Annotated in this window: 25 protein-coding genes and 1 riboswitch; of the genes, 11 read left to right on the top strand and 14 right to left on the bottom strand. The window is 59.1% G+C overall.

Going from position 1 to position 21915, the window contains the following annotated elements:
* Window positions 1-4: 4 nt before the first annotated feature.
* The 4 genes from AO068_RS07185 to AO068_RS07170 all read right to left on the bottom strand — a co-directional run bounded on the left by AO068_RS07185 (window position 5) and on the right by AO068_RS07170 (window position 3299).
* Complete coding sequence (locus AO068_RS07185; protein WP_058402380.1) at window positions 5-907, bottom strand: MerR family transcriptional regulator; 903 nt, start codon at window positions 905-907, stop codon at window positions 5-7.
* Between the two features lie 3 nt (window positions 908-910).
* The gene (locus AO068_RS07180) at window positions 911-1867 is read right to left on the bottom strand and encodes a YbgA family protein (RefSeq protein WP_058407985.1); all 957 of its coding nucleotides are present in this window, start codon (window positions 1865-1867) and stop codon (window positions 911-913) included.
* A gap of 233 nt (window positions 1868-2100) precedes the next feature.
* Complete coding sequence (locus tag AO068_RS07175; protein ID WP_002552164.1) at window positions 2101-2316, bottom strand: TIGR02450 family Trp-rich protein; 216 nt, start codon at window positions 2314-2316, stop codon at window positions 2101-2103.
* Window positions 2313-3299, bottom strand: a complete 987-nt coding sequence (locus AO068_RS07170) for an NAD(P)/FAD-dependent oxidoreductase (protein WP_058407984.1) — start codon at window positions 3297-3299, stop codon at window positions 2313-2315. Before AO068_RS07170 ends, AO068_RS07175 begins: the two co-directional genes overlap by 4 nt.
* Before the next feature lie 288 nt (window positions 3300-3587).
* Here AO068_RS07170 and AO068_RS07165 point away from each other — a divergent pair, with 288 nt between their 5' ends.
* Together AO068_RS07165 and hemH are read left to right on the top strand one after the other, a co-directional pair.
* Entirely contained in the window at window positions 3588-4490 is a 903-nt protein-coding gene (locus tag AO068_RS07165) for a TIGR01777 family oxidoreductase (RefSeq protein ID WP_058407983.1), read from the top strand.
* A 22-nt stretch (window positions 4491-4512) separates the two neighbouring features.
* Window positions 4513-5535: a ferrochelatase gene (gene hemH, locus AO068_RS07160; RefSeq protein ID WP_058407982.1), complete on the top strand. Its 1023-nt coding sequence runs from the start codon at window positions 4513-4515 to the stop codon at window positions 5533-5535.
* Window positions 5536-5723: 188 nt separating this feature from the next.
* On the opposite strand, the gene AO068_RS07155 is transcribed toward hemH, so the two are convergent.
* Window positions 5724-7001 carry a uracil-xanthine permease family protein gene (locus tag AO068_RS07155; RefSeq protein WP_057456331.1) on the bottom strand — a complete coding sequence of 426 codons (1278 nt, stop codon included), beginning with the start codon at window positions 6999-7001 and terminating at the stop codon, window positions 5724-5726.
* Between the two features lie 4 nt (window positions 7002-7005).
* Window positions 7006-7644, bottom strand: coding sequence for a uracil phosphoribosyltransferase (gene upp, locus AO068_RS07150; RefSeq protein ID WP_002552170.1), 639 nt, complete (start codon window positions 7642-7644; stop codon window positions 7006-7008).
* Between the two features lie 365 nt (window positions 7645-8009).
* Here upp and AO068_RS07145 point away from each other — a divergent pair, with 365 nt between their 5' ends.
* From AO068_RS07145 to AO068_RS07135, 3 genes are all read left to right on the top strand, one after another.
* Entirely contained in the window at window positions 8010-8567 is a 558-nt protein-coding gene (locus AO068_RS07145; RefSeq protein ID WP_002552171.1) for a hypoxanthine-guanine phosphoribosyltransferase, read from the top strand.
* A gap of 66 nt (window positions 8568-8633) precedes the next feature.
* On the top strand, window positions 8634-9137 hold the full coding sequence (locus tag AO068_RS07140) for a hypothetical protein (RefSeq protein WP_058407981.1): 504 nt from the start codon (window positions 8634-8636) through the stop codon (window positions 9135-9137).
* A gap of 66 nt (window positions 9138-9203) precedes the next feature.
* Complete coding sequence (locus tag AO068_RS07135) at window positions 9204-9491, top strand: PA4642 family protein (RefSeq protein WP_058402386.1); 288 nt, start codon at window positions 9204-9206, stop codon at window positions 9489-9491.
* Between the two features lie 459 nt (window positions 9492-9950).
* Here the strand turns inward: AO068_RS07135 and AO068_RS07130 are convergent, their stop codons facing one another.
* Window positions 9951-10784, bottom strand: a complete 834-nt coding sequence (locus AO068_RS07130) for an amino acid ABC transporter permease (protein WP_058407980.1) — start codon at window positions 10782-10784, stop codon at window positions 9951-9953.
* Window positions 10781-11602, bottom strand: coding sequence for an ABC transporter substrate-binding protein (locus AO068_RS07125; protein ID WP_058407979.1), 822 nt, complete (start codon window positions 11600-11602; stop codon window positions 10781-10783). Before AO068_RS07125 ends, AO068_RS07130 begins: the two co-directional genes overlap by 4 nt.
* Before the next feature lie 111 nt (window positions 11603-11713).
* Here AO068_RS07125 and AO068_RS07120 point away from each other — a divergent pair, with 111 nt between their 5' ends.
* Window positions 11714-12610, top strand: a complete 897-nt coding sequence (locus AO068_RS07120; RefSeq protein WP_058402417.1) for a homocysteine S-methyltransferase family protein — start codon at window positions 11714-11716, stop codon at window positions 12608-12610.
* Window positions 12611-12704: 94 nt separating this feature from the next.
* Here AO068_RS07120 and mqo read toward each other — a convergent pair whose 3' ends face one another.
* Window positions 12705-14213, bottom strand: a complete 1509-nt coding sequence (mqo, locus tag AO068_RS07115; RefSeq protein ID WP_058407978.1) for a malate dehydrogenase (quinone) — start codon at window positions 14211-14213, stop codon at window positions 12705-12707.
* 721 nt (window positions 14214-14934) lie between these two features.
* Window positions 14935-15168, bottom strand: coding sequence for a hypothetical protein (locus AO068_RS07110; protein WP_058402418.1), 234 nt, complete (start codon window positions 15166-15168; stop codon window positions 14935-14937).
* Window positions 15169-15396: 228 nt separating this feature from the next.
* Here AO068_RS07110 and AO068_RS07105 point away from each other — a divergent pair, with 228 nt between their 5' ends.
* Complete coding sequence (locus AO068_RS07105) at window positions 15397-15978, top strand: YajG family lipoprotein (RefSeq protein WP_002552178.1); 582 nt, start codon at window positions 15397-15399, stop codon at window positions 15976-15978.
* A gap of 87 nt (window positions 15979-16065) precedes the next feature.
* Here the strand turns inward: AO068_RS07105 and AO068_RS07100 are convergent, their stop codons facing one another.
* Window positions 16066-16272, bottom strand: coding sequence for a hypothetical protein (locus AO068_RS07100; protein ID WP_057413506.1), 207 nt, complete (start codon window positions 16270-16272; stop codon window positions 16066-16068).
* Between the two features lie 305 nt (window positions 16273-16577).
* Complete coding sequence (locus tag AO068_RS07095) at window positions 16578-17741, bottom strand: 1-acyl-sn-glycerol-3-phosphate acyltransferase (protein ID WP_010192881.1); 1164 nt, start codon at window positions 17739-17741, stop codon at window positions 16578-16580.
* A 106-nt stretch (window positions 17742-17847) separates the two neighbouring features.
* Between AO068_RS07095 and AO068_RS07090 the strand changes: the two genes are divergently transcribed.
* From AO068_RS07090 to AO068_RS07075, 4 genes are all read left to right on the top strand, one after another.
* A complete protein-coding gene (locus AO068_RS07090) occupies window positions 17848-18030 on the top strand; it encodes a CPXCG motif-containing cysteine-rich protein (protein ID WP_002552181.1) in 183 nt (60 codons plus the stop codon).
* Window positions 18030-18290 carry a putative signal transducing protein gene (locus AO068_RS07085; protein WP_057421880.1) on the top strand — a complete coding sequence of 87 codons (261 nt, stop codon included), beginning with the start codon at window positions 18030-18032 and terminating at the stop codon, window positions 18288-18290. The genes AO068_RS07090 and AO068_RS07085 overlap by 1 nt, the downstream gene beginning before the upstream one ends.
* Window positions 18291-18319: 29 nt before the next feature.
* A complete protein-coding gene (locus tag AO068_RS07080) occupies window positions 18320-18949 on the top strand; it encodes an SOS response-associated peptidase (RefSeq protein ID WP_058402420.1) in 630 nt (209 codons plus the stop codon).
* Window positions 18950-19132: 183 nt separating this feature from the next.
* A complete protein-coding gene (locus AO068_RS07075; protein ID WP_058407977.1) occupies window positions 19133-19951 on the top strand; it encodes a M48 family metallopeptidase in 819 nt (272 codons plus the stop codon).
* A gap of 51 nt (window positions 19952-20002) precedes the next feature.
* Here the strand turns inward: AO068_RS07075 and AO068_RS07070 are convergent, their stop codons facing one another.
* Complete coding sequence (locus AO068_RS07070) at window positions 20003-20587, bottom strand: TMEM165/GDT1 family protein (protein WP_002552184.1); 585 nt, start codon at window positions 20585-20587, stop codon at window positions 20003-20005.
* Window positions 20588-20656: 69 nt separating this feature from the next.
* Window positions 20657-20795, bottom strand: a riboswitch (yybP-ykoY riboswitch).
* A gap of 38 nt (window positions 20796-20833) precedes the next feature.
* The gene (locus tag AO068_RS07065) at window positions 20834-21832 is read right to left on the bottom strand and encodes a class I SAM-dependent methyltransferase (protein WP_002552185.1); all 999 of its coding nucleotides are present in this window, start codon (window positions 21830-21832) and stop codon (window positions 20834-20836) included.
* Window positions 21833-21915: the final 83 nt, after the last annotated feature.

Here is a 21915-nt window from a genome sequence, read left to right as displayed (position 1 = left end):
GTCCTTAGATAAGTCCGAGCTTGCCCAGCTCGATCTGCGCGCTGAGTGCGTCGTGGGCAAGGGTCAGTCCAGCTATCTCGCTAGCCTGTACGAGCAGCTCGGCGTTATGGATCTGCACCGTTGGTCCGCTCAGCACCACAGGGCAGGTGATATTGGCCAGTAAACGGGGCAGTTGGGCCACATTCAGGGCTTTGCTGGAGTACAGCAATATGCCACGTGGCTTAAGGTATTCCGCGGCCAGCGCCAGCTCACCGACCGGCAAGGGCCAGTCGAACACCTCGACCGGGCAGTCGGCACTGCTCGCCAGCCAAGCCGCGAGCCACAGGTGTGGTTCCAGCGGCAGATCGGACTGATTGACCAGCAGCAGCGGGCTGCCATTGAGCTGGCGGTTGTTGTGGTAGATCCGTGCGCCAAACTTGCTGCGCAGCCAGGAGTAGAAAAACGTGCGCTCCAGTTGTGCGCCGAACTTGCCTTGCCAGCGCTGCTCCAGTTCGGCCAGCAGCGGCAGCAGCAGCTGTTCACACAACGTGCGCGGCGGGTACAGCGACATGGCCTGATTGAACACGTCATCGACCCGGCGTTCAGCCAGTTCGCCGATCGCCACCAGCAGTGTCTGACGCAAGGCGTCCCAGTCGTTGGTCGGCGGCAGGGCGTCCTGGCGGTTGTCATCGATCAGGCCTTTGACCTGGCTCACGGAAACGCCACGGTTGAGCCAGGTCAGAATCTTCATGACGCGCTGCACATGCTCGTCCGAATAAAGCCGGTGCCCTTTGGCGGTGCGGTGCGGGACGATCAGTCCGTAACGGCGTTCCCAGGCGCGCAAGGTAACGGCGTTGACGCCTGTCTGCCGTGCGACCTCGCGGATAGGCAGCCAGTCGCCCGGCACCTCTGTGTCTGTTTCATTCATGAGTCAAATCGCATTGCGCAGGCTGAGGTTTTCCGGGTGGGGCTGCATGTACACCTGCAGCGCTACATACGGATCCGGATGTTGGCGAAAATGATGCTTGAGCAGGGTCAGCGGCACGATCAAGGGGATGATGCCCTGGTGATACTGGGCGATGACCTGCTGGATTTCCTGCTTGTCCTCACTGGTAATGGTTTGTTTCAAATAACCACACAGGTGCTGCAGAACGTTGGTGTGAGTACTGCGCGTGGCGCACTTTTTCAAGGCAGCCATCAGTTGGCTGAAATACAGCGGCGCGATTTCGTTCGGGTCGGTACGGCCCATGCTGCCAAGCATTTTGCCCAGTGCCTTGTATTGCACCGGGTCGTTGGCCATCAGCTGGTATTTGTAACGCGAGTGAAATTCGGTCAGCGCGCGTCGGGTGACGCCGTCTTTCAATAATTGTTGCCAGGCGGCATAGGCAAACACGCGGGTCACGAAATTTTCCCGCAGCACGGCATCATTCAGACGCCCGTCTTCCTCGACCGGAAGGTTGGGGTGGCGCTCGCAAAAGGCCTGCGCGTAGATACCACGACCGCCGCCGTCTACCGGGGCGCCGTTTTCGCGGTAGACCTTGACTCGCTCCAGGCCGCAGGACGGGGATTTCTGCATGAAAATGTAACCACAGATATCACCCAGCTCATCGGCCATCTGTAAGCCGTAATTGGCGAGCGCCTCGGTAACGTCCAGGTCACGATTGACTGTGCCGAGCGCCTTTGGATTTTCTGCGTCGCCTACCAGCCTGATCGGCTCGCGGGGGATACCCATGCCGATAGCGACTTCGGGGCACGCCTGGACGAAATCGAAATACTTGCTCAGCGCCCGCGTGCACAGATGAGATTCCTTGTGGCCGCCATTGAAGCGAACCTCGGCACCCATCAGGCAGGCACTGATGCCTAGCTTGGGTTTTTCGATTGCGGACATTGGCATCGGTCACCTCTACAGAAGGCTTGTACAGATATTTAGCGCTGTACAACTTGTCTTCATCATAGGGGGATAGGTGTACAAGTCAAATTCTTTGTAGAGGGTTTTGAAGACTGCTCCGAAATGGCCAGAGCCAAAGCTGCGTTCGCACGCATCCCGTGATGCAGAGCACCGCGAACTGCATGCCGGCGCGGAGCATCGGCACGATAATCATCTGAATCCGGGCAAGCCAGCTACTTCCAGCCCATCCGCCACGTATCCGCCTGCTGCAGCACCTGCCACGGCAGGCGCTCGCTGCGCTGGGTCAGCACGGCCTGCAGCTCGATTTCCAGCACGGTGCCTTCTTCGTCCTTGAACAGCTCTGTCACCAGAAAGTGTTTTTCCCGGTTGAGCGGGGTGGCTGCTGTCCATTTCGACAGCAGCAGTTTGCGGGGGTTGATCTGATTCATTGCAGGTGTTCCAGCAGTCGGCGCGCTGCTTCCTGGCCACTCAGCCAGGCGCCTTCGACGCGCCCTGACAGGCACCAGTCGCCACAGACATAAATGCCCAGGTCGGCATCCGATAGCGCGCCCCATTCATGAGAGGTGGCAGGTCGTGCATACAGCCAGCGATGCGCAAGGCTGAACGCCGGCGCGGGCATGGCGCAGTCGATCAATTCCGCAAACGCGCCGTGCAAGTGTTCGATCACCTGTTCTCTGGAGGCGTCCAGGTTCTGTCGGCTCCACTGGCTGGTAGCGTGCAGGACCCAGCTATCAAGCGTGTCGTCGCGCTCGGGTTTGCTGCGGTTGCGGGCCAGCCAGTCAATTGGGCTGTCCTGTACGAAGCAACCCTGCATGGGAGTTTGCAATGGGGTTTCGAAGGCCAGGGCAACTGCCCAGGTCGGATCCATCTTGACGCCTGCCGCCACACTTGCCAGCTTCGGTGCGGCGGCCAGCAGGGCAGTGGCCTGAGGGGCCGGGGTGGCGATGATCACGTGACTGAAAGGGCCATGGTTCTCGCCTTCGGCATCCAGCAGGTTCCAGTGCTGCTCCCCGCGGAACACTTCAGTGATGCGGCACGAGAACGAAACCGGCAGATCGCCGCGCATCGCCCGGGTAATGGCGCTCATGCCAGGCATGCCGACCCAGCGCACTTGCTCGTCCGGCGATGGGCTGAGCCTGCCGCCGTGAAAGTTGTAGAGCAAGGGTGTCCACTCGGCGACGTGGCCTTGGGCCTGCCATTGCTTCACGGCGGTGGCGAAACGTCGGTCACGAGCGGTGAAATATTGTGCGCCCATGTCCAGCGAACCTGCGTCGCTGCGCTTGCTGGACATTCGACCGCCGCTGCCGCGGCTTTTGTCGAAAAGGTGCACCTGATGCCCGGCGGATGTAAGCGCCTGGGCTGCTGAAAGTCCGGCGATACCGGTACCGATGATTGCGATAGGGACAGTCATAGGGGCCTCGTTACCTTGTCTGTACAGACTACGCCGTAGTTAAAACCTGTACAATCTTCTTCTTTGGTATAACTTGCAGTGGTTTCGGAGTTTGCCTGTTGAGTCACATTGCTGCTTTCAGGGTCGAACGTGGCAGCCATAAAGGCAAGGGCCTCATGGCTGCGCTCTATTAAGCTGTGGCCTATGGTTCAACTGACAGTTTCGTTTTCCGGACAAGCGTCACGGAGATCGCCACTGGTAAAAATAAGACTACTCAATTGTCACGTACGCCACGCGAGGTTATCTGCCATGCACATATTGCTGACCGGTGGTACTGGTTTGATAGGACGAGCGCTCTGCCGTTTCTGGTCTGCTCAGGGCCATGAACTGACGGTATGGAGCCGAAAACCCACCGATGTCGCCAACCTGTGCGGCGCGTCGGTGCGTGGCATTGCCAGCCTTGATGAATTGGGTGCGCAGCCGGTGGATGCAATCGTCAATCTGGCGGGCGCGCCTATTGCGGATCGCCCCTGGACCCGCAAGCGTCGCCTGCTGCTGTGGGAAAGCCGCATCGGGCTGACCGAACAACTGCTGACCTGGCTGGGTACCCGCTCGCAAAAGCCTGCGCTGATGATTTCCGGTTCTGCGGTCGGCTGGTACGGCGACAGCGGCGAGCGTGAAATCGATGAAACTTCACTGCCTGCCAAAGAAGATTTTGCCAGTCAGTTGTGCAACGCCTGGGAAGAAACCGCGCAACGTGCCGAGTCGCTGGGTGTACGTGTGGTGCTGATCCGTACCGGACTGGTGCTGTCGGACCGCGCCGGGTTCCTGCAGCGCTTGTTGCCGCCCTTCAAGTTCGGCATGGGCGGGCCTATCGGTAATGGCAGGCAATGGATGCCCTGGGTTCACATTGACGATCAAATTGCGGCGATTGATTTTCTGTTGAATATGAATGAAGCAAAGGGTCCTTATAATGTTTGTGCGCCATCACCGGTGCGCAATCGTCAGTTTGCCAAGGTATTGGCAGGCATTCTGCATAGACCGGCATTCATGCCCATGCCTGCGCTGGCCCTGAAAGTATTGCTGGGTGAGCTTTCGGTACTGCTGCTCGGTGGCCAGCGTGCCCGGCCGGAGCGTTTGCAGGAAGCCGGTTTCACATTTAAGTACACCGAACTCGACACTGCCCTGCAGGATTTGCTGGGTCGCCACTGAACGCTTTGAAATAGGATGTTGCATGACCGATCACGCTTTGTTGCTGGTCAATCTGGGTTCGCCTGCTTCTACTCAAGTGGCAGACGTGCGCAGCTATCTGAACCAGTTCCTGATGGATCCCTATGTGATCGACCTGCCGTGGCCCGTCCGCAGGCTGCTGGTCTCGCTGATTCTGATCAAGCGGCCAGAGCAGTCCGCGCATGCCTATGCGTCCATCTGGTGGGATGAAGGTTCGCCGCTGGTGGTGCTGAGCAAGCGCCTGCAGCAGGCGATGAAAAAAGAGTGGTCGCACGGGCCGGTCGAGCTGGCGATGCGCTATGGCGAGCCGTCTATCGAAACGATGCTGACGCGCCTTTCAGAGCAGGGCTTCAAGAAAGTCACCCTGGCGCCGCTCTATCCACAGTTTGCCGACAGTACCGTGACGACGGTGATCGAAGAGGCCAAGCGCGTGGTGCGCGCCAAATCGTTGAAGATGCAGTTCTCGGTTTTGCAGCCGTTCTACGATCAGCCCGAATACCTGAGTGCGCTGGTGGAAAGCGTGCGGCCGCATCTGGAACAACCTTACGACCACTTGTTGCTGAGTTTCCATGGTTTGCCCGAGCGGCATTTGCACAAACTCGACCCGACCGGCAAACACTGCCTCAAGGACGATTGCTGCATGACCGCGCCGGCCGAAGTGCTTGCCACCTGCTACCGCGCCCAGTGCATACAATCGGCGGCGGCGTTCGCCAAGCGCATGGGCATTCCTGACGGCAAATGGTCTGTGTCGTTTCAGTCACGTCTGGGGCGTGCCAAGTGGATCGAACCCTACACCGAGGCGCGTCTCGACGAACTGGCTGCACAGGGCGTGAAAAGGCTGCTGGTCATGTGCCCGGCATTCGTGGCTGACTGCATCGAGACCCTGGAAGAGATCGGCGACCGTGGTGCCGAGCAGTTCAAGGAAGCGGGGGGAGAGGAGCTGGTGCTGGTGCCGTGCCTGAACGACGACCCCAACTGGGCGAAAGAGCTGAACAGGCTTTGCGAGCGAGCGCCGTTGATGCTGTGATGCGCCGCACGCAATAGTCGCAGAACTATCGTTCCTCACGCTCCCGCGTGGGAATGCCTTGGGTGACGCTCTGCGCCACAGATCTGTGCAGCGCCACAGCTTCAAAATCGGACGCGAAGCGTCCATAACGGCATGCCGACACGGAGCGTCGCACGATAGTCAAACTATCGTGCCTCACGCTCCAGCCATTACAGCAACTGATCATCCGGCTTGTTGCGCTTCCAGGTGTCATGCCCCGGCAGGACCAGGTTGAGGATGATCGCGGTGATGGCGCACAGGGCGATGCCCTTCAGGCCAAAGTCGTTCGGGCCGTTGCCGGTGCCGATCAGTACGCCGCCGATTCCGAATACCAGCGTCACCGAGACGATGACCAGGTTACGGGCTTCGGCCAGGTCGATCTTGTGGCGGATCAGCGTGTTCATCCCCACCGCTGCAATCGAACCGAACAGCAGGCACAGAATCCCGCCCATTACCGGCACCGGAATACTCTGCAGCAACGCACCGAACTTGCCGATGAATGCCAGTGTTATGGCGAAGAACGACGCCCAGATCATGATCTGCGGGTTGTAGTTCTTGGTCAGCATCACTGCGCCGGTCACTTCTGCGTAAGTGGTGTTGGGCGGGCCGCCAAACAGGCCTGCGGCCGTCGTGGCGATGCCATCACCGAACAGCGTGCGATGCAGGCCCGGCTTTTTCAGGTAATCGCGCCCGGTCACACTGCCGACTGCGATCACGCCGCCGATGTGCTCGATGGCCGGGGCCAGAGCAACCGGGACGATGAACAGAATCGCCTGCCAGTTGAATTCCGGTGCGGTGAAGTGCGGCAGTGCCAGCCAGGCCGCGTCAGCAATCTTTTTCGTGTCGACCACGCCAAAGTAGAACGACAGCGCAAAGCCCACCAGCACACCTGAGATAATTGGCACCAGACGGAAAATCCCTTTGCCGAACACCGCCACGATCAATGTGGTCAGCAACGCTGGCATCGAAATCAGCATGGCGGTCTGATAAGGAATCAGCACTACGCCGTCGCCGGTCTTGCCCATCGCCATGTTGGCCGCAATCGGGGCCATGGCCAGACCGATGGAAATAATCACCGGCCCAATCACCACCGGAGGCAGCAGCCGGTCGATGAAACCGGTGCCCTTGATCTTCACCGCCAGACCGAGAAAGGTATAGACGAAGCCTGCCGCCATCACGCCACCCATGGTCGCGGCCAGACCGAACTGGCCCTTGGCGAGGATGATCGGGGTGATAAACGCAAAGCTCGAGGCCAGAAACACTGGCACCTGACGCCCGGTGACAATCTGGAACAGCAATGTGCCAAGACCTGCCGTGAACAGCGCCACGTTTGGATCGAGCCCGGTGATCAGCGGCATCAATACCAGTGCGCCAAAGGCCACGAACAGCATTTGCGCGCCGGAAAGAATCGTGCGCCACAGTGGATCGTTGAACTCCTGCTGCGTCATCGGGTTACGCGTCCTTCTGTTTGGTGCCGAAAATCTTGTCACCGGCATCGCCCAGGCCCGGAATGATGTAACCGTGTTCGTTCAGACGCTCGTCGATGGAGGCGGTGTAGATCATCACGTCCGGGTGTGCCTTCTCTACGGCCGCGATGCCTTCAGGTGCCGCGACCAGAACCATCGCGCGGATTTCCTTGCAGCCAGCCTTCTTCAGCAGGTCAATGGTGGCGACCATCGAGCTGCCGGTGGCCAGCATCGGGTCGATGATCATTGCCAGGCGCTCGTCGATTTCCGGGACCAGTTTTTCTAGGTAAGTGTGTGCCTGCAGGGTTTCTTCGTTGCGGGCCACGCCGACCGCGCTGACCTTGGCACCCGGAATCAGGCTGAGGACACCGTCGAGCATGCCGATACCGGCGCGCAGGATCGGCACGACAGTGATTTTCTTGCCCGCGATTTTCTCGACGGAAACCGTACCGGCCCAGCCCTGAATGTCGTAGTTTTCCAGGGTCAGGTCGGCGGTGGCTTCGTAGGTCAGCAGTGCGCCGACTTCCTGAGCCAGCTCACGAAAATTCTTGGTGCTGATGTCGGCGCGGCGCATAAGGCCGAGTTTGTGGCGGATCAGTGGGTGACGGATCTCACGAATAGGCATGGGGAAAGGCTCCAGCGGGGCAAAAATCGGTCTAGGTTAATCTATTCAGCTGTTACTGTCTTAGGCTCTGTACGTAAAGTGGCTGCGCTCGGTGATGCTGCGTTAAAAACAGGCTCGGAATGCTCATTTACAACACGTAGAGTCGAGCGCGACCCCGGCCGTTCCTCGCCTGTTTTTGCCTTGCCTGACCTTCGCTCGCCGACTTTTCGTACAAAAACCTAAAGCGCGTGCAGTATCGTCTTTACGCTTCGACGTTCGGAGCTTTTAGAAGACACTCGCAACGTTAGTCCAGAATCACTTGCTCTGGCTTGAACGGATGCGTACCTTTGCCCGCTTTTCTCAAACTGCCTTACCTGGAGAGCGTCATGTCCGCTGATCTCGAGCATATCCGTCAAATCATGCGCGAAGCCGACTGCCTGTACACCGAGGCCGAAGTGGATGCTGCCATTGCCCGCGTCGGCGCGCAGATCAATGCCGAACTGGCCGAACGCAACCCGGTGGTGTTCTGCGTGATGAATGGCGGCCTGATTTTCTCTGGCAAGCTGCTGACTCATCTGAATTTCCCGCTGGAAGCGTCCTACCTGCACGCAACACGCTATCGCAACGAAACCACTGGCGGCGATCTGTTCTGGAAAGCCAAACCCGAAGTCTCGTTCATCGACCGTGACGTGCTGATCATCGACGACATCCTCGATGAAGGTCACACCCTGGGCGCCATCATCGACTTCTGCAAACACGCCGGTGCCCGCGCTGTGCACACTGCCGTGCTGATCGATAAAGACCACGACCGCAAGGCCCGCCCGGACCTGAAAGCCGACTACGTAGGCCTGCCATGCATCGACCGTTACATCTTCGGTTTCGGTATGGACTACAAAGGCTACTGGCGTAATGCTGCCGGCATCTATGCCGTCAAAGGGATGTAAGGCATTCTGACGACCGCTTCTGCGAACAGGGGCGGTCGTCGATTCGCAATTATATGGAAACCCTCAATGAAGCTACTGATTCCCGGCGCTGTGGCGTTGGTGCTGTTGTCTGGTCTGACAGTTGCTGCACCTGTTGCGCCGGTATCGGCCAGCCCGATGCACGAGCAATATCTGCCGCCTGATGACCTGAGCCTGCGTGAGGGGGCGCCCGAGCAGCAACAGTTGATGCGTGTCACCGAGTACACCATCGTTGCCGGTAACCAGCGGCAATCCAGCCAGCAGCCGATTCCGGTCACTTCCCCGCTGTCGTTGCGCCTCAAAGGCAAGTCGCTGAACAAGGGCGCGTCCATTTCACAGGTGCTTGTGCACTTTGATGGTGGCGACAGTAAAAGCCTGAAAAAGCCGACCTACGACGAGCCAACCAGCACCCTGACGCTTTATTACCCACTGGCGCAGTACCGCGTGCTGGTCGACTTGCTGCGCAACGAGAAGGTTTATTGCCAGTTCCTCAGTTATGCCAACGGGCATATCTGGGCCGATTTGCATACCACCTCTGCACGTGCGCGTTGAGCGCCGTGCTTGCCGAGGGGTAAACTGCCCGCCCGTGAAAGTGTCTGCGACCTGCTGGAGCCTGTAATGCGTAAAGATAAGAAGCAGTTGATTGGCGACGAGATCGGCGATGAGCAGATCAAACTGTTCCTCGACTTCGAGCCGTATGATGCTACCTCGCCGTCGCTGCACAAACTGATCAAGGCCTACCGTGGGCTGCGCATCAACGATTTTGAACGCTTTCTGGTGTTCTTCAGGGAAGCGGGCCACGACTTCGATGGCAAGGACGAGCACGGTAACGATTTCATCGCTCTGATCAAGGATCAGCGTAACGCTGATGAGTACATCGAACTGATCGAGAAAGCCCGTACGTAATTATCTTGCCGATGCACCGCATTGCCAGAGCTGGACGCAGAGCGTCCGGAACTGCATTCCCACGCGGAGCGTGAGGAACGAGAGGCGCGCGGGAGAACACTATCGTGCCACTGCACCGCATTGCCAGGGCTGGACGCAGAGCGTCCGGAACTGCATTCCCACGCGGAGCGTGAGGAACGAGAGGCGCGCGGGAGAATACTATCGTGCCACTGCACCGCATTGCCAGGGCTGGACGCAGAGCGTCCGGAACTGCATTCCCACGCGGAGCGTGAGGAACGAGAGGCGCGCGGGAGAATACTATCGTGCCACTGCACCGCATTGCCAGGGCTGGACGCAGAGCGTCCGGAACTGCATTCCCACGCGGAGCGTGAGGAACGAGAGGCGTGCGGGAGAACACCTCTCGTGCCAATGCTTCTTGTTACCAGGGCTAGGCGCAGAGCGTGAAGGCGAAAGCTGCCGTTATTTACGCGCCTGATACGCCTTGCCGTAATGCCGCTCCAGCCTGGACTGCAACAGCTCCAGGCCGATCGACATGATCCAGTACAGCACCGCTGCGGTGGTCAGCATTTCGATGTATCGATAGCTGGAGCGGCCATACGATTGAGCCAGAAACATCACCTCCCAGACGCCCATCACTGAAATCAGTGACGAGTCCTTGAGCATGGAGATGAACTGGTTGGTGGTTGGCGGAATGATCGTGCGCATGGCCTGGGGCAGGGTGACGCGCCAGAATATCTGCGCAGGGCGCAACGCCAGGGCCAGTGCGGCTTCTCGCTGTCCGGCTGCGACGCCGATGATTCCCGCGCGAAAAATCTCGCTCAGGTAAGCCCCGTAGTTGAGCGACAGCGCAATAACCCCCGCCGCGATTGCGCCGGGCACGATGCCCAGTTGCGGCAGCCCGAGATAAATCAGCAGAATCTGGATCAGCAGCGGCGTGCCGCGAAAGAACGAGGCGTAAAAGCTGGCGATGCCGAACGCCACTGCACTGCTGGACAGCCTCGCCAGTGCGGTGACAAAACCCAGCAGCACTGAAACCACAATCGAACACAGCGAAACAAACAGCGTCAGTGCAGCGCCCTGAAGAAAGCCGTTGGGAGCCAGGTGCAGGCCGATCAGGTTGGGCAGTTTGTCGAGGATGATCGCAAGCTTCAGATCGAAACTCAGAAAGAAGCCGGCGAACAGCGCGAACATGACCAGCCAGGTCAGGTACAGCCGCGTACGGAAACCGAAAACTCGCTTGAGCAGGCCTTGATCAGCCTGCTCGGGTGGGCGCTGGGGCTGGAAAGAAGTCATTTGCTGATATCAGCACCGATCCACTTTTGCGACAGCTTGCTCAGCGTGCCGTCTTTCTTGAGTTCGGCGAACACTTCGCGAACCTTGGCGTCCCATTCCGGGTCGTCCTTTTCGATGGCCACGGAGTTGGGTTCTTCGTACAGCGTTTCGCCCGCCAGCTTGAAGCGCTTGTCCTGGTCCAGACGCGGTTTTGCCGTCACCAGATTGGTCAGTATGGCGTCCAGCCGCTTGCCAGCGCCCAGCCCCAGGTCTTGAAACGCCACATTGTCGTTGTCGTACGGGGCAATCTGCACATCGTCGAACGGGTACTGCAGTGGCTTGTCTTCCGCACCATCGATGACCAGATTCTTGTTCAGGTAGCTTTCGTAGCTCGAGGCGCTGGTCAGGCCGACTTTCTTGCCGCTCAGGTCCTTGGCCGAATGAATGCGATCATCCGAGGCGTTGACCACAATCACCGCAGGCGATGCGTAATACTCGACCGGGAAGTTGAAGACTTCAGCGCGTGCCTTGCTCGGGGTCATCGAGCACACGCAGATGTCGTAACGGCCGCTCCAGTGGCCTGCGGCGATGACATCCCAGGAGGGCGTTTCGAGGCGCAACTTGACGCCCAGCTTTTGCGCCACGGCCTCGGCGACATCCACGTCGAAACCGTCGAGTTCGTTCTTGTCATTCAGGAAAGAGAAGGGCGGGTAACTTTCCATCAGGACGTTGACCAGCTCTTTGTTTTTCTGCACGCGATCCAGCGTGGCACCGGCCAGGGCTTGAGTGGAGGCAGCCAGAGTGACCAGGCCAATGCCCAGCAGAGCGCGATAGTTCACAGAAATCCCCTGAAAAAAGTGTTTGTAGTTTGATTAAAGGGCCGTATTAAATACGTTATACAAGACTGACTCATAATGAGTTTTTTTCATATACATATAAGCAGATCACATATGACGCAAGGCACAACTGTAATTCTTGATGGCGGCATGGGCCGTGAACTGCAGCGCCGCGGTGCCCCGTTTCGCCAGCCTGAATGGTCGGCTCTGGCATTGAGCGAGGCACCTGAGGCCGTCAGTGCGGTACACGCCGCGTACATCGAAAGCGGCGCTCAGGTCATCACCAGTAACAGCTATGCCGTCGTGCCATTTCATATTGGCGAAGAGCGCTTTGCCCGCGAAGGTCAGGCATTGGCAGCGCTGGCCGGGCGACTGGCGCGTGAGTCGGCCGACGCTTCTGGCGGTCGTGCAAAGGTGGCAGGTTCCATTCCGCCGCTGTTCGGCTCCTATCGCCCTGACCTGTACAAGCCGGAACTGGCCGCCGATGTTCTGAAACCACTGGTTGCCGGTTTGTCGCCGTACGTCGATCTGTGGCTGGCCGAGACGCAAAGCTGCATTCTTGAAGCGCAAACCATCCGCGCCGGGTTGCCCAATGACGGCAAACCGTTCTGGTTGTCGTTTACTCTTCAGGATGAAGACACCGATGAGGTGCCGCGTTTGCGTTCAGGCGAGCCCGTTGCCGATGCGGCAAAGGCTGCTGCCGGGATGGGCGTTGCGACGCTGCTGTTCAACTGCAGCCAGCCAGAGGTGATTGGTGGTGCAATCGATGCGGCGCGTGAGGTGTTCAAAGCCCTGAACGTCGACATTGCCATTGGTGCCTACGCCAACGCTTTCCCGCCGCAACCCAAGGACGCCAAGGCCAACGACGGTCTGGATGAGCTGCGAGAAGACCTTGACCCGCAGGGTTATCAGCAGTGGGCGGCAGACTGGGTAACGCGCGGTGCCACGCACATCGGCGGCTGCTGCGGGATTGGTCCGGAGCACATCGCTGTATTGTCCAAAAGCCTCTGACTGACGTTCGCAANCCGTGACTCGGCAGAGTCACGGGGCTTTTTGTTTATACAGCGTGTCAGATGCACAGGGCTTTCATGGCAACGCAATCAGCTCAGGCGAAACTCTGCTCCTGACTGCTTTTCTCGACCAACTCCAGCGCCTCGTCATTCTGGGCGCGGACGCGGTTATACAACTGCGCATCGGTTTCGAGGATCTTTTCCCGAGCCGGGAAAATCTCGTCGAGTTTGGCAGCCCACTCGGTGCGGGTTTTCTCCGGGAAGCAGCGCTCCAGCAGTTCCAGCATGATCGACACGGTGACAGAAGCCCCCGGCGAAGCACCCAGCAGGGCGGCCAGTGAGCCGTCCTTTGCGGACACCAGCTCGGTACCAAATTGCAGCACGCCGCCTTTTTTCGCGTCTTTCTTGATGATCTGCACGCGCTGACCGGCGATTTCGAGACGCCAGTCTTCGGCTTTCGCTTCCGGATAGAAGCGGCGCAGCGACTCCAGGCGTTGCTCCATCGATTGCATCACTTCGCTGACCAGGTACTTGGTCAGGTCCATGTTGTCGCGGGCCACTGCCAGCATCGGTTTGATGTTGGCGACGCGTACCGATAGCGGCAGGTCGAGAAACGAACCGTGCTTGAGGAACTTGGTGGTGAAGCCGGCATACGGTCCGAACAGCAGGGACTTCTTGCCGTCGACCACGCGGGTGTCCAGGTGCGGCACCGACATGGGCGGCGAACCCACGGCTGCCTGGCTGTAAACCTTGGCCTGATGGTGTTTGACCACTTCCGGGTTGTCGCAACGCAGCCATTGGCCGCTGACCGGGAAGCCACCAAAACCCTTGCTCTCTTCGATGCCCGACAGTTGCAGCAGCGGCAACGCTGCGCCACCTGCACCGAGGAATACGAATTTGGCATCTATCTCGCGTGTGCCGCCGCCATTCACGTCCTTGACGCTCACGGTCCAGCCTGCGCCGTTGCGGGTCAGGTTGGTGACCCGGCTGCGGTACTTGATCTGCGTGCCCGGAGCGCTGGACAGATGGCTGAGCAGTTGATTGGTCAGTGCGCCAAAGTTGACGTCAGTGCCGTTCATCATGCGTGTTGCGGCAATTCTTTCATCAGCCGGCCGCCCAGGCATCATCAGCGGCATCCACTCGGCCAGCTTTGCCTTGTCTTCGGTGTATTCCATCGACGAGAAGGCGTGATGCTTGCTCATGGCTTCAAAACGGGTCTTGAGGAACGAGATGCCGTTTTCGCCTTGCACAAAGCTCAGGTGTGGGACCGGATTGATGAATGAACGGGCTGAACCGAAGGTGCCCTTGCGCGCCAGGTAAGCCCAGAACTGTTTCGAGACTTCGAACTGGGTGTTGATGTGCACCGCTTTCTTGATGTCGATAGAGCCATCAGCCGCAGGTGGCGTGTAGTTCAGCTCGCACAGACCAGCGTGGCCGGTGCCGGCGTTGTTCCATGGGTTGGAACTTTCCGCAGCACCGGAGTCCATCAGCTCAACGACTTCCAGCTTGAGGCCGGGGTCGAGCTCCTTGAGCAATACCGCCAGAGTGGCACTCATGATGCCCGCTCCGACCAGTACTACGTCGACTGCTTCGTTATGCGCCATTAACGCGTCTCCAAAATCTGCAGCACCAAATTGACGGCATACGATCCTGAGGCTGGTTGCCAGGTGTTCGGGGTCTGGATCAAAAGGGTGCCCTCGCTTTCCTGGCCAGGATCGCCTGACCGATTCTTCGCAATTTTCCGCATCTAAAGCGCAGGTCCCGGTCAGGCCCGATCATGGTTCATCAATGTTTCATGAACGCATTTCCAGGCCCGCAAGGCCATTCGACCATCGTCAGGGAACCCATCGCCCGATGGGCTCCTGTCGATGGCGTCAGGCTCCGGTGATGGAGGCGCAGTCGCGGTCAGTCCTGTTCAAGAGAGCCGGTTCAGAGGCTGATGGTGCATTTACAAACGCGTACCTATTCATTTGCTCGCCACACTCTTGTGAAGTAGTGAAACCCGTTTTTCACGTCCTTTTGGGAACGTGAACCAAACCTCAAAATGGCTGCGATGACAGCGCTGGCAGGTCAGGGGCACCAAGAGTGAGGCGCTGGCGGGCGAGAAAGGTTCGATACGATTCGAGCATTCTTCACCTTTCATCGAGCACACTCGTGCGCACATGACCTGTGTGGGCGGCTCTCTGTGGGCAGTACGAAGGCGCTAATACGGTGATTAGCAATGCTGCGAGGCCCGATCAGGAGACGTCCTTATAATCGGGGGGAGATTATAGCGATGAAATGGCAGGAATTGATCGCTTTAAATGACTTTTATTCTCTATCGGGTCAGGCGGTGAGCAACTGGCCGCGCGTTGAACGTGCGCTGTGCTGTGTCACCCGGGCGCTGGCGGGCAGTGGCTGGTTCAGCCAGGCAAGTCGTTGCTCGGTCACTTCCACCCATTCGACGCCAGACGGGCGTTGCGCACAATGCTTGAACGCGCAGCAGATGCCTGCCTGATCAATGCGTGCGTAATGACGATGCTGGTGGCGTGCGGTGAACAGAGACCGGAACAGATTCATGGCGCAGCTCCTGTGACGTGGATGAGCGTCTGTGCGATGAGGGCGAGTCTGCCAACTGCATGTGACGCCCTGATTACATTGCGCTGCACGAATCATTGCCTAAGCTGCTGCCTGAACCCCGAGACGTGCCGAATGTCCGAGGCTTAACGGTCAGCGCCCTCTGGTTAGCGGCTGTTGCTGGCCGCTATACTGCGGCACATTCAGTGTCTGGCCCATGGAGAAATGAGCATGCTGCGTCGCATTTTGTTCGGTTTGCTTGCTGTAAGCAGTTTGACCCTGGTGGGCTGTGCCCACAGTCCGCAACAACTCAGCCCCACTCCCAAGCTCAACGCGCAGCTTGCGGCCGTAGGGCGTGGTCAGCCTGTGGTGGTGCGCGTAGTCGACGGCCGTCCTGGGCCGACGCTGGGCACGCGTGGCGGCATGTACCCGGAAACCAGCGCCATCAGCGTGAACGGGGCGGATATCGTTCCCAAGCTCCAGGCTCAGGCCGAGGCGGCAGTACGCCTGTTGGGCTTTACGCCGACTCAGGGTGGCAACGCTCCGCAGTTGACCGTGACCCTGGCAGACTTGAAGTACCAGTCGCCCAAAGAAGGTCTGTACGTGACTGAAGCCACCATCAGCTCGACGTTCCGCGCTGACGTACGCAATAACGGTCGCAGCTACAGTGGCCGTTACGCCGCATCGCTGGATCAGCGTTTCGGCATGGCCCCGAACCAGGAAACCAACACCAAGCTGGTGAGTGATGTGTTGAGCGATGCACTGACCCGCGTCTTCCAGGACCCGACCATCGGTTCGACCCTGGCGCAGTAATCCACGCAGCGAAAAAAAGCCCGGCCCTTGTTGAGGGGCCCGGGCTTTTTGCTTTATTCGGTATAGGCCGTGAGGTCGTTGTCAGGCTCAGGCTGCCTGCTGATAAAAATCCAGAAAACTGAAACCGGTGTCCTGATCCATATCCGGCAGGTCATGATGAACGTGCCCGCCCAGTGCGCAATAGACCAGCCAATGGCGGTCCTGAACGTTGAAGGCCAGACCGTCGATCAACTCCTGCTGTTCATCGCTCTGGGCGATGAGGTAAAGGCGATCCTGATTTTTTGCGTGCAGCATGACAAGCTCCAAAAAGAGGGAAGTCCGTTTCTCGAGGAGCCACACAATGAGGGTGTCACGTTACGCTTGGGTGACAGTGGCAGCGAATTGTCATGCAGGATGTTTCTGGAACACCGTCAGGATCAGAACAAGCCCTGTGGGAGCGAGCCGGGCGACGCTTCGCTTGCTTGCGAAGACGGTGTTTCAGTCAATGCATTTTGGGTGACGCTCTGCGTCACGGCGCGCTGACGCGCTCAAGACCGGGCGCAGAGCGTTCAGAACGGCGTACCCACGTGGAGCATGGGCACGATAGGCGTTCGCAGTTCTTAAAGCGCCAGCCCGGCCTTGACCCGATACTGATTGCGCACCGGTGTCGCGTACTGCTGAATCAGGTAAGGGCGATGCTCGGTCGGCACGCCTGCCAGGCGACCTTCCCATTCATCTTTGGCGCGTTCGAGTTCGTCGGCCGCAAACACTGCGGACGCTGGCGGTACGTCGAGGCTCGGGTCGGCGTCGCTCCATTGCGCGTACGCCAGGTAATGCACCGGGAACAGACGATAGCCGCCTAGAATCTGCCGGTCCATTTCGATAGCCAGTTGCTTGGTGTCCTCGAAGTGCTCGGTGATCGGCGGCGCGAAGTTCACATGCACGCGACCTTTATAGCCAGTGATGCCCAATGCAATGCTCACGTCGTCTTCGCCCGGCGTCTTGGTGTATGAGCCGGTAGTTGCACGAATGTACAGCTCGCGGGCCTTGGCGCTGTCGCACGGATCGTACTCATAGCTGATCGAAACCGGGATCAGGTTCAGAGAGCGAATCACGTCGCCAAACGGCTCGTCCTTGCGGCTCATGTGGAACATTTTGAGGATTGCCGACTCGGTGCGGTCGTCACCATCCTTCGCGCGGCCTTCGGCCTGGGCGATCCAGATGGACTGGCAATCCTTGGTAATCGAGTGGTTGATATACGCCGACAGCAATTGGTAAGCCGCCATTTTCTCGCGCCGCCCGATAATCGAGCGGTGCACTATGAAGCTCTTGTTCAGGCGCATCAGGTCGCTGACAAACGGCTTTTGCAGCAGGTTGTCGCCAATGGCAATGCGCGGAGTTGGCAGGCCTGCGTGGTACACGGCATAGTTGACGAACGCCGGGTCCATGACGATATCGCGGTGGTTGGCCAGAAACAGATAGGCACAACCGGACTTGAGCTGCTCGACGCCGGTGTAGGTGACTCCGTCCGTGGCGCGCTCAATGGTGTGGTCGACGTAATATTCGACTTTGTCCTGCAGCGTGGCGACCGAGTCGATACCGGCAAACTCGCGACGCAGCTTGCGCGCCAGTGTCGGCTGCAGCAGCCAGCCGAATGCGCCCGCCAGGCGGGGAAAACGGAATCGGGTCAGAATTGCGAGAAAGGCTTTGTCGCTCAGCAGGCGTGCCAAGACGGCGGGGACTTCTGCATCGTTGTACGGTCGGATGGCATCAAATTCGCCCATCATGCTCTCTTGTTGGAATCGGATAGGGTAAAAAGAAGACGTACTTGTTAAAACAGCCTTCTGAAGAATGGGGCAATTATACGCATAACTGATCCCGGAGACCTTGATGCAGGAATTACAGAGTTACGACTGCCCTTATTGCGGCGAGCCTGTCGAGGCCGTACTGGACCTGTCCGGTGGCGATCAACAGTACATTGAAGACTGTCCGGTCTGTTGCCGCCCGATCATTTTCGACCTGCAGACCGACGGCGAAGACTGGAACCTGGATGTTCGCAGCGAGAACGAGTGATGCAAAAGATCTACGAGCCCGAGAACCTCATGGAGGCCGAGTTGCTGCTGGCAATGCTCGCCAGCGAAGGCATCAAGGCGCATCTCGCCGGTCGCGACCTGCTCGGTGCGATGGGCGAGCTGCCGGGGCTGGGGCTTCTGGCGCTCAAGGTCGACGATGCACAGGTCGAACGGGCACGCGAGCTGATCACTGCGTACAATAGCGCTTCGCCCTTGTCTGGCGATGAGCCGGACGACTTCCCCGATGTACTGGTGTGCTGAGCACCTTCAATAGAGTCTGATTAGCCCCCATGTGTGGACGCTTCGCCCTGTTTCGCTGGACCCCTGCCTTTGCCGCCTTGCCCGGTTTTCCCGCCGATCAGCAGGCGCAATGGAATATTTCGCCAGCCGACTGGGTGTTGATCATGCGTGCCGCCGAAAACGAGGGCGGTATCGAACTGGTGCGTGCGCGCTGGGGTTTGACCCCGGCCTGGCTCACCGATCTGTCGAAAACTCCCGCCCATGCCCGCGCCGAAACCGTGGCCGAGCAGCCGATGTTTCGCGATGCCTTCACCCATCGCCGCTGTCTGCTCCCCGCCAACGGCTTTTACGAATGGCGCGGCACGGTGCGCAAGCGTCCGTTCTGGCTGACGCCGGGGGAGGGCGCCGCGCTGTTTTTCGCCGCCATCTGGGAAGCCTATCCGGTGCAGGGGCATACGTACCTGAGCGTCGCGGTGGTCACCCAGGCGGCCGCGACCCAGCGTCGGCCATTGATTCTGGATGCCAAGGGCCAGAAAGACTGGCTGGCCGCCGACACGCCGCTGCCGACCCTGCAAGCCTTGCTGGCAGCCCCACAGACCGCATTGCGAGAGCGACCACTGGCCAATCTGGTCAACGATCCAAAGCTCAATGCACCTGAGTGTCTGACGCCATTGAGTTAGGCGGGCAGGGATAAGACCGATGAATCAGACAAATCCGATATCCGCCTTGAAGCGCATCTGATACAAACTGGACATACCTGCGGGAACCATCCACCTCTGTCAAAGACCAAGATGCCAGTTGGCCGGTATCTGGCGCAGAGGTCTGCCCCCGCAATGGCCGTTTCACAAACAAGGAGATTCACCATGCGTCAGTCATTTGCCCTCTGTGCCTTGAGCGCTGCGTTGCTGCTCGGCGGGTGTCAGGCAGTCAATACCACCAGTGGTGATTCGGTTGGTGTGGAGCGCAAGCAGTACATGTTCAGCATGCTCTCCACCGATGAAGTCAACAAAATGTACGCCCAGTCCTATCAGCAGACCGTCGGCGAAGCGACCAGCAAAGGTGTGCTGGATACCACCAGCGCGAATGCCAAACGTGTTCACGCAATCGCTGATCGGCTGATCGCCCAGGCGCCGAAACTGCGTCCTGATTCGGCTCAATGGCAGTGGGAAGTAAATCTGATCAAAAGTGACGAACTGAACGCCAACTGTGGTCCGGGCGGCAAGATCTTCGTTTACACCGGTCTGATCGACACCCTCAAACTGAGCGACGATGAAATCGCTGCGGTCATGGGCCACGAGATCGCCCATGCCTTGCGCGAGCACGGGCGTGAGGCGATGTCCAAGGCTTATGGTGTGGCGATGGCCAAGCAGGGGGCGGGTGCCTTTCTGGGGCTTGGGCAGGACAGCCTGGCGCTGGCCGACACTGTGGTCAACTACAGCCTGACGCTGCCCAACAGCCGCAGTAATGAAAACGAAGCCGACCTGATTGGCCTGGAGCTGGCCGCCCGTGCGGGTTATAACCCGAATGCGGCGATTACCCTGTGGCAGAAAATGACTCAGAACTCCGAGGGTTCGCAGCCAGAGTTCATGAGCACTCACCCGGCATCGCAGAGTCGCATTGCTTCGTTGCAGGCCGCGATTCCCAAAGTGATGCCACTTTATCAGGCAGCCCCAAAATCCTGATCGGCTGAAACACCCGTAGCGTTGCGTGTCTCGCAACGCTACGGGAATGCATCACACCCAGCCGCTGACCTGCATTGCCTTGTACACCGCCACCAATGCCAGCACGAAAAACGCACAGGCAGCCAGGCGGCGAATCAGGGTCAGAGGCAATTTCTCGGCGGCGAAATTGCCCGCCAGCACCACCGGCACGTTGGCCAGCAGCATGCCCACCGTGGTGCCCAGAATGACCAGCCACAGATAGGAATACTGCGCCGCCAGCATCACCGTGGCGATCTGCGTCTTGTCACCGATTTCAGCGATGAAGAACGTAATCAGCGTGGTCATGAACGGGCCGAACTTGCGCGCCGTGCTGGCTTCGTCATCGTCCATCTTGTCCGGCACCAGGGTCCACAGCGCGGTGGCCGTGAAACTGGCGGCGAGAATCCAGTGCAGCACTGCGTCTGACAGGAAGCTGCTGAACCATGCACCTACAGCGCCTGCTGCCGCATGGTTGGCCAGTGTTGCGGCGACAATGCCCGCAATGATCGGCCAGGGTTTGCGAAAGCGTGCGGCGAGAATGAGTGCGAGCAATTGCGTCTTGTCACCGATTTCGGCGAGCGCAACCACAGCGGTGGGGATTAAGAATGATTCCAGCATCAGGTTTCCTAAGGGGCGGGTCGACACGGCTATGACACGTACGACCTCCCCGCCCCGGGTAAGGTGTTCGTGTCATAGGTCTTGTCAAACCACCGATCCGTCTGAGCGGATTCCGGGTCGCACGTACCATGGTCTGAGGACCAAGTATGTTGATACGTGCCGGACGAGCATGGCGCTCGTGGGAGACTACTCCCCTAGGACGGAGCGGATTCTGCCTCCGCAAAAACGTTTCGGCAAGTGCTTATTTCAGGAGCGTTTGGCGCTGTAGATTTTAAAACCGCTGCCCTGAGCCCTGACTTCGCACTGCCCGACGTGCTCTTCGATCAGTGGCTGATAACGCAGAAAATTATTTGCAACAAGGCGCAGTTCGCCACCTGATTTAAGATGTTGGCGGGCTTTTCTCAGCAGGTTTTCTGTTGCCATGTAGTCGGTATGAACCCCCACATGAAACGGCGGGTTGCTGAGAATCGTGTTCAACCCCATAGGTGCTGCGTCGATTCCGTCACCGGTCAGCACCTGGGCTTGCAGGCCGTTGGCGGCCAGGGTCAGGCGCGAACTTGCGGTTGCGAACGCATCCACGTCCAGCATGATGACGTCGTTGTGCGGGTAGCGACGCTTGACCGCTGCACCGAGTACGCCGGCACCACAGCCGAAGTCGAGCAGGTTGCCGCTCGGCAGCTTGTCGATGTTTTCCAGCAAAAGCGCCGAACCACGATCAAGTCGGCCATGGCTGAAAACGCCGGGCAGGCTGACGACTGTGAGCGGGCCGTCCTGCAGGTCGATCTGGTAGGGCCTGGCGAGGCTTTCCAGCGTAACGGCTTGTGGTGCGTTCTCGACAGTGACCTGCCAGAGCTGGCAGTGGCGGGCACTGTCGAGCTTGCGCGCGCGGCCGAAGGGGCTCAGTTGCTTTGCAGCCGCTTCGATACCGCCACGTTTCTCGCCGACCAGAAACAACTCGCGCCCGGCCAGGCGTGAGGCCAGGGCGTTGAGCAGGTAGTCTGTCAGATCGCGGGCTTTGGGCAGGAACAGCACGGCGGCTTCGAAGGCGGCCTCTGGCGCTTCAACGCCGAAATCCACACGGCCTTCAAACCGCGCATCCAGCGCGGCCTGGTCACCTGCATGCCAGCACCATCCACGCGCGTCCGGCAGTTTTCCGAGCAGGTCATCGGCGGGCAGCCCGACCAGCAACAGCGAGCCCTGAAACAGCTCGGCCTGACGGAGTAACACTTCACTGCGCGGGTCCATGGAATGGCTCCTGAAAAAGCGCGCAGTCTAACAGGATATGGGGCAGGAGGACGCGGAGCGTCCAGAACGGCATGCGACGCGGA

Source organism: Pseudomonas sp. ICMP 3272 (assembly GCF_001466905.1).
GTDB lineage: Bacteria > Pseudomonadota > Gammaproteobacteria > Pseudomonadales > Pseudomonadaceae > Aquipseudomonas > Aquipseudomonas amygdali.
Note: the sequence above shows the minus strand (reverse complement) of the source record. Positions and strands in the feature narration are given on the sequence as shown.

Coding starts and splice junctions, on each gene's coding strand:
- AO068_RS07155 (WP_057456331.1), bottom strand. CDS start 7,001: ATGACGCAGCAGGAGTTCAACGATCCACTGTGGCGCACGATTCTTTCC.
- AO068_RS07140 (WP_058407981.1), top strand. CDS start 8,634: ATGAAGCTACTGATTCCCGGCGCTGTGGCGTTGGTGCTGTTGTCTGGT.
- AO068_RS07100 (WP_057413506.1), bottom strand. CDS start 16,272: ATGCTGCACGCAAAAAATCAGGATCGCCTTTACCTCATCGCCCAGAGC.
- AO068_RS07145 (WP_002552171.1), top strand. CDS start 8,010: ATGTCCGCTGATCTCGAGCATATCCGTCAAATCATGCGCGAAGCCGAC.
- AO068_RS07075 (WP_058407977.1), top strand. CDS start 19,133: ATGCGTCAGTCATTTGCCCTCTGTGCCTTGAGCGCTGCGTTGCTGCTC.
- upp (WP_002552170.1), bottom strand. CDS start 7,644: ATGCCTATTCGTGAGATCCGTCACCCACTGATCCGCCACAAACTCGGC.
- AO068_RS07070 (WP_002552184.1), bottom strand. CDS start 20,587: ATGCTGGAATCATTCTTAATCCCCACCGCTGTGGTTGCGCTCGCCGAA.
- AO068_RS07095 (WP_010192881.1), bottom strand. CDS start 17,741: ATGGGCGAATTTGATGCCATCCGACCGTACAACGATGCAGAAGTCCCC.
- AO068_RS07085 (WP_057421880.1), top strand. CDS start 18,030: ATGCAAAAGATCTACGAGCCCGAGAACCTCATGGAGGCCGAGTTGCTG.
- AO068_RS07180 (WP_058407985.1), bottom strand. CDS start 1,867: ATGTCCGCAATCGAAAAACCCAAGCTAGGCATCAGTGCCTGCCTGATG.
- AO068_RS07130 (WP_058407980.1), bottom strand. CDS start 10,784: ATGACTTCTTTCCAGCCCCAGCGCCCACCCGAGCAGGCTGATCAAGGC.
- AO068_RS07110 (WP_058402418.1), bottom strand. CDS start 15,168: ATGAATCTGTTCCGGTCTCTGTTCACCGCACGCCACCAGCATCGTCAT.
- AO068_RS07090 (WP_002552181.1), top strand. CDS start 17,848: ATGCAGGAATTACAGAGTTACGACTGCCCTTATTGCGGCGAGCCTGTC.
- AO068_RS07080 (WP_058402420.1), top strand. CDS start 18,320: ATGTGTGGACGCTTCGCCCTGTTTCGCTGGACCCCTGCCTTTGCCGCC.
- AO068_RS07175 (WP_002552164.1), bottom strand. CDS start 2,316: ATGAATCAGATCAACCCCCGCAAACTGCTGCTGTCGAAATGGACAGCA.
- mqo (WP_058407978.1), bottom strand. CDS start 14,213: ATGGCGCATAACGAAGCAGTCGACGTAGTACTGGTCGGAGCGGGCATC.
- AO068_RS07065 (WP_002552185.1), bottom strand. CDS start 21,832: ATGGACCCGCGCAGTGAAGTGTTACTCCGTCAGGCCGAGCTGTTTCAG.
- AO068_RS07165 (WP_058407983.1), top strand. CDS start 3,588: ATGCACATATTGCTGACCGGTGGTACTGGTTTGATAGGACGAGCGCTC.
- AO068_RS07135 (WP_058402386.1), top strand. CDS start 9,204: ATGCGTAAAGATAAGAAGCAGTTGATTGGCGACGAGATCGGCGATGAG.
- AO068_RS07170 (WP_058407984.1), bottom strand. CDS start 3,299: ATGACTGTCCCTATCGCAATCATCGGTACCGGTATCGCCGGACTTTCA.
- hemH (WP_058407982.1), top strand. CDS start 4,513: ATGACCGATCACGCTTTGTTGCTGGTCAATCTGGGTTCGCCTGCTTCT.
- AO068_RS07185 (WP_058402380.1), bottom strand. CDS start 907: ATGAATGAAACAGACACAGAGGTGCCGGGCGACTGGCTGCCTATCCGC.
- AO068_RS07105 (WP_002552178.1), top strand. CDS start 15,397: ATGCTGCGTCGCATTTTGTTCGGTTTGCTTGCTGTAAGCAGTTTGACC.
- AO068_RS07120 (WP_058402417.1), top strand. CDS start 11,714: ATGACGCAAGGCACAACTGTAATTCTTGATGGCGGCATGGGCCGTGAA.